The organism is Pseudomonas sp. NIBRBAC000502773 (genome assembly GCF_006517195.1).
Taxonomy (GTDB): Bacteria; Pseudomonadota; Gammaproteobacteria; order Pseudomonadales; family Pseudomonadaceae; genus Aquipseudomonas; species Aquipseudomonas marginalis.
In genome coordinates this window covers 1,018,334-1,032,319 of record NZ_CP041189.1, presented here as the reverse complement: position 1 = coordinate 1,032,319, position 13,986 = coordinate 1,018,334, and the positions used below count along the sequence as shown (strand labels likewise).

General features: G+C 57.0%; 12 protein-coding genes. 9 read left to right on the top strand and 3 right to left on the bottom strand.

Annotation, left to right across the window (positions count from 1 at the left end):
* The first annotated feature begins 36 nt into the window (after positions 1-36).
* From NIBR502773_RS04615 to NIBR502773_RS04595, 5 genes are read left to right on the top strand one after another with little or no spacing between them, the layout of a single operon-like run.
* Positions 37-894, top strand: a complete 858-nt coding sequence (locus tag NIBR502773_RS04615; RefSeq protein WP_141155495.1) for an McbB family protein — start codon at positions 37-39, stop codon at positions 892-894.
* Positions 891-1,697, top strand: a complete 807-nt coding sequence (locus NIBR502773_RS04610) for a SagB/ThcOx family dehydrogenase (RefSeq protein ID WP_141155494.1) — start codon at positions 891-893, stop codon at positions 1,695-1,697. The genes NIBR502773_RS04615 and NIBR502773_RS04610 overlap by 4 nt, the downstream gene beginning before the upstream one ends.
* Complete coding sequence (locus NIBR502773_RS04605) at positions 1,684-2,886, top strand: YcaO-like family protein (RefSeq protein WP_141155493.1); 1,203 nt, start codon at positions 1,684-1,686, stop codon at positions 2,884-2,886. Before NIBR502773_RS04610 ends, NIBR502773_RS04605 begins: the two co-directional genes overlap by 14 nt.
* 8 nt (positions 2,887-2,894) lie before the next feature.
* Positions 2,895-3,638, top strand: a complete 744-nt coding sequence (locus NIBR502773_RS04600; RefSeq protein WP_141155492.1) for an ABC transporter permease — start codon at positions 2,895-2,897, stop codon at positions 3,636-3,638.
* On the top strand, positions 3,638-4,351 hold the full coding sequence (locus tag NIBR502773_RS04595) for an AAA family ATPase (protein WP_141155491.1): 714 nt from the start codon (positions 3,638-3,640) through the stop codon (positions 4,349-4,351). Before NIBR502773_RS04600 ends, NIBR502773_RS04595 begins: the two co-directional genes overlap by 1 nt.
* A gap of 18 nt (positions 4,352-4,369) precedes the next feature.
* On the opposite strand, the gene NIBR502773_RS04590 is transcribed toward NIBR502773_RS04595, so the two are convergent.
* From NIBR502773_RS04590 to NIBR502773_RS04580, 3 genes are all read right to left on the bottom strand, one after another.
* Positions 4,370-5,890 (bottom strand): glycosyltransferase family 39 protein, encoded by a 1,521-nt coding sequence (locus NIBR502773_RS04590; RefSeq protein WP_141155490.1) that lies wholly within the window; start codon positions 5,888-5,890, stop codon positions 4,370-4,372.
* A complete protein-coding gene (gene arnT / locus NIBR502773_RS04585; RefSeq protein WP_141155489.1) occupies positions 5,890-7,545 on the bottom strand; it encodes a lipid IV(A) 4-amino-4-deoxy-L-arabinosyltransferase in 1,656 nt (551 codons plus the stop codon). Before arnT ends, NIBR502773_RS04590 begins: the two co-directional genes overlap by 1 nt.
* A 187-nt stretch (positions 7,546-7,732) precedes the next feature.
* A complete protein-coding gene (locus tag NIBR502773_RS04580) occupies positions 7,733-8,407 on the bottom strand; it encodes a histidine phosphatase family protein (RefSeq protein WP_141155488.1) in 675 nt (224 codons plus the stop codon).
* Between the two features lie 274 nt (positions 8,408-8,681).
* Here NIBR502773_RS04580 and NIBR502773_RS04575 point away from each other — a divergent pair, with 274 nt between their 5' ends.
* The 4 genes from NIBR502773_RS04575 (at position 8,682) to NIBR502773_RS04560 (ending at position 13,984) form a co-directional block, all read left to right on the top strand.
* Positions 8,682-9,341, top strand: coding sequence for an ABC transporter ATP-binding protein (locus NIBR502773_RS04575; protein WP_065940224.1), 660 nt, complete (start codon positions 8,682-8,684; stop codon positions 9,339-9,341).
* Positions 9,338-11,800 (top strand): FtsX-like permease family protein, encoded by a 2,463-nt coding sequence (locus NIBR502773_RS04570; RefSeq protein WP_141155487.1) that lies wholly within the window; start codon positions 9,338-9,340, stop codon positions 11,798-11,800. The genes NIBR502773_RS04575 and NIBR502773_RS04570 overlap by 4 nt, the downstream gene beginning before the upstream one ends.
* A complete protein-coding gene (locus tag NIBR502773_RS04565; RefSeq protein WP_141155486.1) occupies positions 11,790-12,851 on the top strand; it encodes a lipocalin-like domain-containing protein in 1,062 nt (353 codons plus the stop codon). The genes NIBR502773_RS04570 and NIBR502773_RS04565 overlap by 11 nt, the downstream gene beginning before the upstream one ends.
* Before the next feature lie 137 nt (positions 12,852-12,988).
* On the top strand, positions 12,989-13,984 hold the full coding sequence (locus NIBR502773_RS04560; RefSeq protein WP_141155485.1) for a hypothetical protein: 996 nt from the start codon (positions 12,989-12,991) through the stop codon (positions 13,982-13,984).
* Positions 13,985-13,986: the final 2 nt, after the last annotated feature.

The following is a 13,986-nucleotide window of genomic DNA, read 5'->3' as shown; positions in this document are numbered from 1 at the left end:
TGGTCTTAGCCGGAAAGCCTTCCGGGGGACAGCACTATGAATATAATAGTACCTGATTATCAGATCTTGAATTTCGAAACGGAAAGTCTAGTTATATCTGATCTGGGGATGTCAAAAGTGCACTCACAACCTCTGCTGAGCGCAATTCGGCAGATTAAGTTATCGAATTTAATTACTAGGGAGGAGTTGGAAGAGGTGCTTTCGGAAAATGGCTTGAATGTAAAAGATGCATTTGAGTTCTTGGAAAGAATCATTCCTCTTAAGGTGGTTGACGAAATATATTTTGAAAAGACGATAATTGTACATGACTGGGAGGGCAAATCTTATATTGAGTCGATTTTTAGGAACGAACTGTCTGGAGCAGTGGAGTTTCAAAGGTTTTCAGATGATGTGGTGGAACTAGCAAGAGATAGCAGGTGTTTTATAGTGCTTTTGTGCGATTTCTATGATTACGAAAATATAAAGAAACTGTATTTTGATTTGGTGAAAATCTCTCCAAAAAGTGCTGTTAGCGTTTGCTGGCGAATAGGCGCTCTATTTTGCATAGGACAACCATATATTGCAGAGATAGGAAACCCCTGTCATTTTTGTATGGTTGATAGACTTATTAATAATGAGTCTGTAATGCCCGCAAAAAGCAGATGGACAAGTATTTTAGCATTTTGTAAAAATAAGCATGTCAGTGTTCCCTCTAAACCTCTAAGTCTATATCAGGAGATGATCGTAATTGGCGCTATCGTTAGACAAGTCAAATTTTTTGTCGAGGCTGATGGTGGGCATAAATTCCAAGATGACGTTCTCCATACCTCGTACGTTCAGCTAAGCGACGGAAAAATTTTTGAGGAGGCTAATTCACACTGGTATATGTGTGATTGCTTAGGGGCAGACTCATGAAAAATATTCCGCACGATTATTATCTAAGGTTTGTAGATACTTCGGTATATGAGGATGTGCTTGATTTTCATAGTAAGGGGAATTTTGTATTTCATAAGGCGTTTGAGACACGCACGGGTTTGCATTGTTTGAGTGAAGAGTACTTAAAGCAGTTAACTGGAAATGAACTGACTCTATATCCAGATATGGACTTGACAACCGATTTGGAGTTGTCTGATGAGGAGAGGGGTAGGTGGCTGTATCGAAATGAGTCATGTGAACGATTTTTACCTTCATCTTTAGATTTTTCAGATGTTAAAAAATTAATGTTTCCATTACTTTCGAGGTGTAGAGGGACTTATAAAAGAGGATATCCAAGCGGTGGAGCACTTTACCCGGCTGAAATTTTCCTTTGCTCGCTTACCAAGGAAAACTCTACTTGGCCAGGTGTCGGAACGATTCTGCATTTGCTTCCTGTATCTAGGAAATTTGAAATAATGCAGTTGGAGGTTGATGTCGAAAAGCTGAAGGCTGCTTTGCTATCCTCGCCTAACGATATTGGTGATCCTAGTCTGGCAATTATATACGTCGCGTATATGCCTAAGAACTTATTCAAATATCGATATCGTGGGTACCGAATGGCACTCATGGAAATTGGCTCAATCTATATGCTCGTGGAGCTCCAAGCCAAATCTCTTGGGCTGGCCTGCCGGCTCTGGTCTGCGTATACGGACTCGATGCTTTGTAAAGTTCTAGGTGTTAACCCGGCTTTGTTCTTTCCTATGTGCGTTCATTTTATAGGTAAGCAACATGAAAATGATTAACTCGATGCAGAAGCCTGATCTCCCGGAAACATTGCTGTTTCAGCCCGCAGGCTTACTCGCTTTGCCTAACGCTGCAGAAGTATCAGACGTTTTATCGGTAAACGGGTCAGGTGTGGGAGGGGGGGCGAACTCAATCAAGACTGCCTTGGGGGAGTATTTTGAGCGTCGCCATTTTTACAGAGAGATTCTTTCAAAAAAAACAGGGGTGCTTGGTGAGTTTCTAACAGACACGGAAGTCGCTAGTTTTATTGGCGCATTTCGTCAAACGGCATCCAGTCGTATTTCTATCGAGGCTTTGGAAACGCATAGATTTACCCTCACTCAAGTAGTGAGAACTTTAGATCTTTCCACCTGTTTCATTCCGACGATCTGTATTTCACTTTCGTCGCACGGTCTTCAAAATGATAATTTTATTTACCCCCGAAGAGATACTTGCGGGTGCAGCTTTCACTGGCGTGCAGATTTCGCATTCTTAGGCGCTGTGAAGGAGTATCTTGAGCGTCAGTTTCTTTTAAAATTTTGGTTGACAAAGAGATGCCGTTCACGTCTTTGCCTTATACGAATAGCAGAGCTCTTGGTGCATGGAAATGTAAAACATCTATATGATTTACTTGCCGCTTCAGGTGAGGTCGCCGTTTTCGATATTTCAGATTCTACGTTCCCAGGAGTTTGTATATTAGTCGTGTATGGACGAAGCAAGGATCGCCATCATGTAAAATATTGCGCGGGGATGTCCTATGCGCCGAGCATGGCGGAAGCTTTGGTGAAATCAATACTTGAGCTTTGGCAAACTTATCGATTTATTAACTTATTCGAATCGACTGATGCTGATCCGAACAAAGTTGAGGATGATTATCTTAGGTATTTTTTAGATTGCAATTCATATGAGACATATCAGGAGGTCAGCGATGTTCTCGTTTCTGGTGGCGATAAAGAAGAGAGAGGGGCGGTGGATTTTACATTGCTCACGTTACTGTCTCTATTGAATGATCAAGGTGTTGCAGGTTATTTGTATTCAAGGCAGTCAAAGGTCAATGGCGTCGCCGGTGTTTTCTGTAAATATGTTTCGCCTGATCTTTTTTTACATATGGATAGCTCGCAAAATATAAATGGAGTTAATAAGTACTCTAAGCGTTTTGCTGCTGAAATACTCCCATCTCGAATGGGTAAAATGGTTCCGTTTCCATGAGGTGATTGATGAGTTATTATCTAGTGCTCAAACCATTCAAGCTCGCGGTACTTTTCATCAAGGAACAATTGAAGGAGCCTGTTGCCCTTTTTTGGATTGTGATTTCTCCAGTGGTGACTTTCTACTTAATACTCTATGCAAGGGCGCCGAGCACTGCAGAGTCCGTCAGTTACGTCGCTAGTACCTCATGGTTTTATGCGTTTGTGTCCTCAAGTGTAGCTTTGTTTGGTCTGGCGTTTTACATCGTCGGGCGCAGGGAAAGTGGATTTTTGCGTTCATTTGTCTATACGCGCCGTACAAAATCTATCTTTCTTCTCGGGCAGTTTTTGGCGTATTCTGTAATAGCTATAGTTTACTCTTCAGTTTTTTATACTTTTACTCGACTCTATTTTGGCGGGATGGAGTGGTTTGAATTAGCGACGGTCATTGGTAGGTTCTATGTGTGTTTTCTTCTGTTTTCCACGTTGTCGCTTTTGCTGACACTCATTCCCATGGGATTTCAGAATACGAATACTGTCTTTTCGATCCTGTCCTTCCTGATGTTGGCATTAGGAATAGTTAGCGTAAACTCGCCTCACTCTTTGCCAGGGGGGGTGACGCTCTTTAACCCGATGTGGTGGGCGAACCAGATTATGTTAGAGGGGGTGATAGCGTCCTCGCGAGTCGTTAGGGTGGTGGTGGCTTCATTCTGCTTATCGTTGTGGGTGACTTATCGATTTTTATTGATTAATCCAGTCTGGAGTCGTTACTGATGAAGCAGCTTTTGGTGAAGTCTCTTGATGTCAGATATGCGAATCACATCTTGTTCGACAAGGCATCCATCAAGGTTGAAGCGGGTTTTATTTCAGGGCTATTGGGGCCTAATGGTTCTGGGAAAACGACGTTTTTTGATGTGATTTGTTTGCTGAAGAAAATGCATGGCGGTGAAATATATAATTCATTTTCCAAGCTGCTTTATCTTTCGCAAATAATCGCGACGCCACCTGTACTTCGCATGTTCGATATCTTTAATATGATGATGCTTTTTTGTGCAGATTCCTTAGTAACTCAACGGGATGCGTTACGAAAAATCGAACGGTGGAGCCCTGGCGTGGCCGAACGTTATTGCGACATCTGGCAGAAAAAATCTTCCTTATGCAGTTATGGAGAAAAACGTTGGTTTTTCACGTTGTCGCTACTCTCCGTTAACGCTGATCTGGTGATATTGGATGAGCCTACTGCGGGTGTAGATCCCGAGTTTCGTTACCATATTTGGAGGTGCCTAGAGGGGGCTGCAGCCGAGGGGGTTGCTGTACTTGTTTCTTCGCATAATGTCGATGAAATCGTCAGTCACTGCGACGATTTTTATATGCTAAGTCAGCGGCGCTTCAATCATTTCACTGACGCCAAAGGCTTCATGCGTGCGTATGGCGCTAACAGTTTGGATGAGGCCTTCATTCATGCGGCCGGGTTGCCAACGGGCTAAGCAGTCATTTTCGTATCGCTATTTACCCATTGGGATAAACGCCACACTGCCCTCTTCACGCGGGTGAAACAGCCGTTCGCCATTGTCCGGCTGGGTGGTGATCCGCTGATGGTCGGCACCCAGATAGGCCAGCGGCGTCGGATCATCCTTGGAAAACTGCGCGACGATGATCGTACGGTGCGGGTCGAAGGCCTGGCCGCTGGTTTTTTCCAGCCAGGCCATCAGCGCGGCGCTGTCGCCCTGGCGGGGGAAGTCCTGGGTTTCGGCGATGTAGTAGAACGGCTTGCCGCCATTTTGCAGGTACATCGGCAGTTTGTTATCGACCTCTACCAGCACCATTTGCCATTGATTCCAGGGCGCGGTTTTGCGCGCTTGGGCTTGCACATCGTCGGCGAAGCGGGTCACGCCGCCATTGCTGTTGGACCAGGGATAGGCCACGCCCAGGATCAACAGCATGAGTGCGGCCGCGATACCCAAACCCTTCTGCCAGCGCGGCCAGCTGGCGGGCTGTTTCAACACGCGCTCACTCACCCACCACGCCGCCAGCAACTGGGCAAATGGCACCAGCGGCAGCACGTAGTAGCTGCGCCGGCTACCGCTGGCGGTAAAGAACACAAACAGCAGGCCCAGGCCCCACACCAGCCAGCGCACGTTCGGTGGGGTGTGACGCCAGTGCCGCATGGCCAGCCACAGGCCCAGCAGCCAGCACGGGGCCCAGGGCAGGGTGTAGGCGGGCAGGTAGATCAGGTAGGTGTAGATCGGCCCCATATGGTCGAACGGGTCGAAGAACCGCACCACGTTTTCCCGGAACACCAACGCCAGGCCGCTCGCGCCATAGGTCGGTGCGCCGTAGCAGTGCGACAGCACAAATGGCACGGCATACATCGCTGCGGCGATCAGCACGGCCAGCACCAGGCGCAGGTTGAGGTGGCGCTTGTAGCGCTGTTCGCCGAGCAGGTGCGGCAGCAGCACCAGGCCGGGCAGCACGAAGCCGATCAGGCCTTTGAACAAGGACGTCAGGGCCAGCAACAGGAAAAATACCGTGTAGCGCCACAGCCGTGTGTCGTCGGGGCCGCGCCAATACCAGGCGACGGCCGCCAGCACGCCGCACACGGTGAGCACATCCGCCGTGGCCACGCGGGCCCAGAACAGGAAGTAGAACGTGGTGGCGAGCATCCAGCCGGCGATCAGCCCGGTGCCCTTGCGGAACAGGCGTTCGCCGATCAGGTACACCAGCCACACACTCAACCACGCGCCGATCACCGATGGCAGGCGCAACGACCAGGGGCCGAGGCCCCCCATCAGGTGGGCCGCGCCGGTGATCAGCCAGTAGGAGGGCAGGGGTTTGTCGTAATAGGGCACGCCCTTGAGGTACGGGTCGAAATAATCGCCGCTTTGCAGCATCTGCAAGGCGATATTCGCCCAGCGGGTTTCCGGGCCCCACAGGTCACGCGCGCCCAGGCCGGTGAGCAGCAGCAGGGCCGAGACGCCGAGCAACAGCAGCAGGGCGCCGCGTTCGGTCTTGAAATAACCGGGCATCATGGCGCCTGCGGGTAGAGGATAAGTTCCAGGTAACCCTTGTAATAGCGTTTGCCTCCGGGCGGCAATTGCCCGGCCTCGCGCATTTCACTGGTGCTGTTGACCCGCAGCAGCACGCCGACCGAGCCGTGCTGGCGCGCCTCTTTGAGCCAGCCCTGAACCTGTTCCAGCTCCACTTTGCGTGTGACCGCACCGGCGTACCGCAAGCCGTAGCGCAACTCGCCTTCGGTGTCATACAGCGCCACGTCGGGTCTTTGCAGACGCCAGGCCAGGGCGCTGGCGCTCCCCAGTTCGTTGCTCAGCAGCGCGTGGGTGTGCTGCAGCTCATCCAGGTGTTCCAGCACAAATTGGTCGGGCATTTCGTTATCGGCGATGTAGGCCGGCATGCTCGACGGCAACAGCACCACCAGCAGGCCGATGCCCAGGGCCGGCATCGCCCACAGCGTCAGCGGCCGCACGCTTTGCAGCAGGTTGGTGAGGATCCAGCCCAGTAGCACGATAAACGCCAGGGACAGGCTGAACATCTCGGCATGGCTGTTGCTGTACAGCGGCCGGGCGATTTGCAGGTAGATCAGCCCGACCATGGCGGCCATGCCGATCACGAAGTTGAGCAGGCCATTGAGGCGCAGGGTGCGGGTTTTGCCCTGGCTGACCAGCTCGCTCAGGGTATGCCCCGTCAGCAACGCCAGGGGCAGCAGGCACGGCATGATGTAGGTCGGCAGCTTGCCGTTGCTCAGGCTGAACAAGCCCAGGGGCAGCAGCAACCACAGGGCCAGGAAGGCGATTGCCGGTTGGCGCTTTTCTTTCCAGGCCTGGTACAGGGTGTTGGGCAGCAGCCCGGCCCACGGCAGGCAAGCCACCGCCATGATCGGCAGGAAGAACCACCAGGGCCGCACGTGCTGCGCGTTATCGGCGCTGAAGCGGCGGATGTGTTCATTCCAGAAAAAGAAGCGCCAGAAATCCGGTTCCTGAGTGTGGATCGCCAGCACCCAGGGCAAACACACCAGCACAGCCACGCCGATGGCCAGCGGGCCATACCGCAGCAACTCGCCCAGGCGGCGCTGCCAGAGCATATAGGGCACGGCAATCAGCACCGGCAGCGCCCACGCCAGGAAACCCTTGGTCATGAACCCCATGGCACAGGCAAATCCCAACACGGCCCAGGCGCCCAGACGGCTGCGCAGGGTGCTGCTGTCGAGGGCAAACCACAGCGCCACCAGGCTCAGGTTGACCCACAAGGTGAATTGCGGATCGAGATTGGAATACCCCGCTTGCCCGGCCACCAGGCCAAAGCTCAGGTAGAGCAGGGCGCAGGCGAAACTTTTGCGCGGGTCGTTCCACAGGCGACGGGCGATCAGGTAAGCGAGCAGCACACTCAAGCCGGTGGTCAGGGCCGAGGCGATGCGCACGCCGAACAGGTTCTGGCCAAACACGGCCTGGCCCAGGGCGATCAGCCAGTAGCCGGCGGACGGTTTTTCGAAATAGCGGATGCCCATGAAGTGCGGCGCCACCCAGTTGCCGCTCAGGAGCATCTCCTGGCTGATCTGGGCGTAGCGGGTTTCATCCGGTATCCACAAACCGTGCAGGCCCAGTGGCAACAGATAAAACGCGACGAAGGCCAGCAAGAGTACCGGCAGGGGTTTCAGGCGAGTCATGAAAACGTCGCTCCTTGACGTCTGATGGTGGTTTTTTCAACTAATGAAGTAATGGCGAAAGTCGTCACAGCGGTCACTAAATAACAGGAAATAGTCATAACGACCTTAATTAAGGACGCAACTAAACATGCCAGAACAGGGCTGTCTTTTTGCTGAACATAAGCCGTAGCGGCGGGAAGGGAATGACTTAGATTTGTTTAAGCGCGGCAGGCCAGTCCTGGTTTTTCATGATGCCCAGGGCCTTGAACTTGCCGTTGGCCAGCACCTGCACGAACAGCGCGCTGCCGTACTCGGAAAACGTGGCGTGGGGGAAGCCCAGGGCGGTTTCAAAGTCGGCGATGCAACCGCTGTGGGTGACGAATACGAGGTTGCGTCCAGCCTGTTTGTGGCTGAGCAGTTCTTCGCCCATGGCCTTGCCGCAGACGGCTTGTTCGCTGGAGGTCATGTCGGTTTTGCCGAACATGAAACGCGAGGTCTGGGCCGTGCGAATGGCGGGGCTTGAGAGTACGTCGGTGCCGTCCATGCCCAGAGATTTAAAGGCTTTTCCCAGGTTTTCGGCGTGGTGGCTGCCGTTGATCGTCACGCCTTCCACCGGGCCCAGGCATGGGTTGCTCGAACGGTCGCAGCGCTCTTCATGACGCACCAGTACGATCAAGTCGCCGTCGCGCCACAGCGGCAGCACCTGGGAGGTCAGCAGGCGGTTGCCGACGCCAAGGTCCCGCGGGGAAGTCGGCCAGAACAGCGCGCAAGTGAGCAGCACGGCGAGCACGGCAAGTCCGAGCCAAAGCGGTTTGAGGCGCTTGAAAAAGGCTCGGCGCGAGCGTGGTTTAATCAGGGTAAGGTCAACCACTACATTCACCATGGTCACTATCGGCTGTGTTGTATTAATTAGGCGCAACTTGTCGGCAAGTGCCCGAAGTGAAGCGCGAGGCTGTCACAGGGTGGCTGTCTTTTCGCTGAACATGCTGCGGTTAGAAGTTGCCAGGCGTGACAACTAAAAAGTTGCCGACGAGTGACGCATGGCCGGCAATTTAAAGTGTGGTGGGTGGGCGGCCGGTGAAAAGCATGTGAAAAATTTGCGTGGCCTTGATCCTCAGCCGTTATTCTCGATTGCCAGCCATCCGATGAGTGCTCCCATGTTGCAGGTGCAAGGTGTCTTCAAAAGCTACGCCACCCCCCAAGGCCCGTTGGCGGTGTTGGCGGGGGTCGACTTGCACCTGGGCGCGCGCAGCAGCCTGGCGTTGATGGGTGAGTCCGGCAGCGGCAAGAGCACGCTGCTGCACTTGGTTGCCGGGCTTGATCGGGTGGACGGCGGCAGCATCCTGGTAGGTGAGCAGCGCCTTGACCGCATGAGCGAGGCGCAACTGGCCCACTGGCGGCGTACCGAAATCGGCCTGGTGTTCCAGCAGTTCAACCTGATCGGCAGCTTGCGCGTCGACGACAACCTGGCGTTCCAGGCCCGCCTGGCGGGGCGTTTTGATCCGCAGTGGCAGGCGCAATTGGTCGAACGCCTGGGCCTGGGGGACTTGCTCAAGCGTTACCCGGAACAACTCTCGGGCGGCCAGCAGCAACGGGTGGCGGTGGGGCGGGCGTTGGCCTCGCGCCCGGGTTTGCTGTTGGCCGACGAGCCCACCGGCAACCTCGACGAAGCCACCAGCGATGAGGTCCTGCAACTGCTGTTGGACCTGCTGCGCGACAGTCCCACCAGCCTGTTGATGGTCACCCACAGCCCACGCATCGCCGCCCGCCTGGACCGGCAAGTGGTGCTGCATCATGGACAGGTCATGCCGACGTGAGGGTGTTTTACTGGACCTTGCGTGCCTTGCTCAGCCATTGGCGACGGCATCCGGTGCAGTTCTTCAGCGTGCTCACCGGCCTGTGGCTGGCCACCGCGCTGCTGACCGGGGTGCAGGCCCTCAACAGCCAGGCCCGCGACAGTTACGCGCGCGCCAGCCAATTGATCGGCGGCGAACCCCAGGCCAGCCTCAGTGCGCCGGACGCTGCCAGTTTCCCGCAAACGCTGTTTGCCCAACTGCGTCGCGCCGGGTGGCCGGTGTCGCCGGTGGTGCAGGGGCGGCTGCAACTCAAGGGGCATGAGGACGTGCGCCTGCAGTTGATGGGCATTGAACCGCTGTCGTTGCCCGGCAGCGGCGCAGTGGCGGGGCAGCGCCTGAGCCAGGCGCAGATGCTGGCCTTCTTTGAACCGCCGGGGCGTACCTGGATTGCACCGCACACCTTGCAGGCCCTGGGACTGCGCGAGGGCCAGCAACCGCTCACGCTGAATGGGCAGCGCCTGCCGCCATTGCAAGTCCAGGCGGATATGGCGCCCGGCCTGTTGCTCACCGATATCGGGTTTGCCCAGGCGCTGCTGGAGATGCCCGGCCAGCTCTCACGCCTGCTGGTGGACAAGGCCTTCGCCGCTCGCCATCCCACACCGCCCGCCGGGCTGCAGCTCAAGCAGGGCGAGGAGAATAACCTCGCGCGGCTGACCGAGAGCTTTCACCTGAACCTTGATGCGCTGGGCTTCCTGTCGTTTGTGGTGGGGCTGTTTATCGTGCATGCGGCCATCGGCCTGGCCCTGGAGCAGCGGCGCGGGTTGTTGCGCACATTGCGCGCCTGTGGGGTGAGTGCGCGGATGTTGATCCTCGGCCTGGGGGTGGAGCTGGGGGCCTTGTCGCTGCTGGGGGGTGTGCTCGGCGTCGCCAGCGGTTACCTGCTGGCCAGCCTGTTGCTGCCGGATGTGGCCGCCAGCCTGCGCGGCCTGTATGGCGCCGAGGTACCGGGCCAATTGAGCTTGAGTCCCTGGTGGTGGGCGGCAGGGTTGGGCTTGAGCCTGCTCGGCGCCTTGCTTGCCGGCGCCAGCAGCCTGTGGCGCGCGGCGCGTTTGCCGTTGCTGGCGCTGGCCAACGCCCAGGCCTGGCACGAGGCCCATGGACGCTGGTTGCGGCGTCAGGGCTGGGTCGCGGCTACGGCCTTGCTGATCGCGTTGTTGGCGTTATGGCTGGGCGACAGCCTGGCGGCGGGCTTTGTGTTGATGGCGGCCTTGCTGCTCGGCGCCGCCCTGGGGTTGCCGGTCGTGCTCAATGAGCTGTTGAAGGCCGTATTGGGGCGCAGCCGTTCGGTCCTCGGCCAATGGTTCCTGGCTGACTGTCGCCAACAATTGCCGGCCCTGAGCCTGGCGTTGATGGCGCTGCTGTTGGCCCTGGCCGCGAATATCGGCGCGGGCTCCATGACCTCGGGCTTTCGCCACACCTTCAATAACTGGCTGGAGCAACGCCTTACCGCCGAGCTGTACCTCAACCCGCAAAACCCGGCCCAGGCAGAGCAACTCAGCGCCTGGCTGGCGCAGCAACCGTTGGTGCACACCGTGTTGCCCACCTGGCAGGTCGCGGTGCAATTGCAGGGCTGGCCGGCGGATCTGTTTGGCGTGGTCGACGACCCGACCTATCGCCAGCACTGGCCGTTGCTGGAAGCGGCGAGGGCGCCGTGGGACCAGTTGCAGCAAGGCGATACCCTGATGCTCAGCGAACAGCTGGCGCGGCTGCTGGGGGTTACGCTGGGTGATACGGTGAGCATTCCCACGCCCCAGGGGGTGTGGTCGCCCACCGTAGTGGGGGTGTACGCCGATTACGGCAACCCCAAGGGCCACGTGCTGGTCAATTCCCGGCACCTGCTGGCCCACTGGCCGACACTGACGCCGGCGCGATTCAACCTGCGGGTGTTGCCAGAAAACGTGGCGCCGCTGGTGGGTGAAGTGCAGCGCGCCTTTGCCCTGGAAGACAGCCGTATCGTCGATCAACAGCAACTCAAGGGCTGGTCGAGCCAGGTGTTCGAGCGCACCTTCGCCGCCACCGCCGCGCTCAACAGCCTGACCCTGGGCGTGGCCGGAGTGGCGCTGTTTATCAGCCTGCTGACCCAGAGCCAGAGCCGCCTCGGTCAACTCGCCCCGCTGTGGGCATTGGGGGTGATGCGCAGGCAATTGATGCTGCTGAACCTGGGGCAAACCTGGCTGCTGGCGGTGCTCACGCTGCTGCTGGCCTTGCCCCTGGGGCTGTTGCTGGCGTGGTGCCTGGATGCGGTGATCAATGTGCAGGCCTTTGGCTGGCGCCTGCCGTTGCAAGTGTTCCCGTGGCAGCTCGCACAATTGCTGGGGCTGGCGATGTTGGCCACGTTGTTGGCGTCGGCTTGGCCCCTATGGCAGCTGTACCGCAGCCGTCCGGCGGATTTGTTGAGGACGTTTGCCCATGAAGATTAGGGCGTTGATGTGTGCGTTATTACTGCTGGCGGCCTGCGACAAAGTCCCCGCGCCCCAGGAAAGCTTCGCCGGCCTGGGCAGTGATGCGGCCGACTTTGCCCAGGTGCTGCCCGGCAAAGTCTTCAGCTTTCCCGAGGACCATGGCCCCCACGATGGCTTTCGGATCGAGTGGTGGTACGTCACCGCCAACCTCAAGGACGCCCAGGGCAATGTGTTCGGCGTGCAATGGACGCTGTTTCGCAACGCCCTCAAGGCCGGGCCGACGCAAGCGGGCTGGCACGACTCGACCGTATGGCTCGGCCACGCCGCCGTCACCTCCGCCACCCGCCACTACGCCGCCGAACGCTTCGCCCGCGGCGGCGTCGGCCAGGCCGGGGCGCAGGCAGCGCCGTTCAACGCCTGGATCGACGATTGGAATTTCGCCAGCCAGCCCGGCGCCGCGAGCGCGTTGGCGGACATGCAACTCAAGGCCAGCGGGGCGCAATTTGCCTACGACCTGCGCCTGACTTCCAGCCGGCCATTGGTGCTGCAAGGCGACCATGGCTACAGCCGCAAATCCGATCAGGGCCAGGCGTCGTACTACTACAGCCAGCCCTTTTTTACCGCCGAGGGCAGCGTCAGCATCGACGGCCAGACGTATCAGGTCAGCGGCCCTGCGTGGCTCGACCGCGAATGGAGCAGCCAACCGCTGACCGCCAGCCAGACCGGCTGGGACTGGTTCTCCCTGCACCTGGACCGTGGCGAGCAACTGATGCTGTTTCGGGTGCGGCAAACCGACGGCGCGTCCTACCTGACCGGCACCTGGATCGACCGCGAAGGCCACACCCAGACCCTGCACAACGCCGACATCCAACTGGCACCGCTGGACACCACGGCGATCGACGGTCGCCAGATTCCCACACGCTGGTCGCTGAAGATTCCCGGCAAGCAGCTGGATATCACCACCCAGGCTGTCAACCCCAAGGCCTGGATGAACCTGAGTATTCCGTACTGGGAAGGGCCGGTACGGTTTGAGGGTGGGGTGGGGTACCTGGAGATGACCGGATATTAGGGTTGTTTCTGTAGGTGCTGTTTCTTCTTTAAGTAGGCAACTTCCCAAATGCAATTCAGACCACCTGCGCTTGTTTTCGGGGCGTAGGTGCTTGCTTATATTTCGACGCCATCTTCTTTGCATCTCGGATGTAGGGCATGGCGCAGAGCTATATCAACGACCGCGCAACGGACTACACCAGTTTGAAATCCCGCCTGATGGGGGGCGCCCCGAGCCGACAACGCTCCGATCATTTTGATGTGTTGAATCGGCACCTGCGGCCCGGCCTGGTCGCGCCGGGGCAACTGGTGATTATTCCCGATCCCTACAGCGTGAGCTGTTCGAGCGAGGAAGCCTGGTTGATGCGTCATGCTGAAGAGGTTCGGCGCAACCTGGAAATGAATACTTCGGCGGGCAGGGAGTTGCTCGGCAACTATGACTTGCTGCAGAGCTTCATGGCCTACGGTTCTATTGGGATCGGCAGCGCGACATCGGCCTGGTCACGGCATCTGGAGGAGGTGGCGCAGACCCTGGAGGACATCGAGCGGTTGCATCAGCGCTTGAAGGACGGTGCGTTGGACCGGGATGGCTTTATCAAACAGCGCCAGGCGTTGTTCCGGCGCCTGGATCTGCAACTGCAAGGCGCGGCACGGTTCGGCACGGGGTTGCAGGGCAATGAGTCGTTGAAGAAGGTGCTGGGGATTTCGACCAAAAGCTATCTGCATAAAGGCGAGATTGCGGGGTATGCACAGCGCATGCGCGAGATTGCGCAGATGTCCAAGTGGCTGGGTAACGGGACTTTCATTGGGATCGCGCTGGACGTGGGCGTGACGGGGATGGAGATCAAGGAGGCGTGTGTGACGGGACGGGAGGCGCAGTGCAGGAGGGCGAAGTATGTGGAGACGGGGAGGTTGGTGGGGGGAGTGGCTGGGGCTGCTGGAGCTGGGGGATTAGGCGCTGAACTGACTCGTCGCGCATGCACCATTTTTTTAGGTGTGGCGACTAGGGGAAGTGGCGCACTCACCTGTGGAGTTATCGGTGGGGCTGCGGGAGGGTATATAGGCGGCAGTAAAGGCGGCGATGCTGGGGCGTTCCTGGGCGGAAGGATCATAGAGATTGATGGTGATTTGATATTTCATCCAGAAGGCGCTTAACG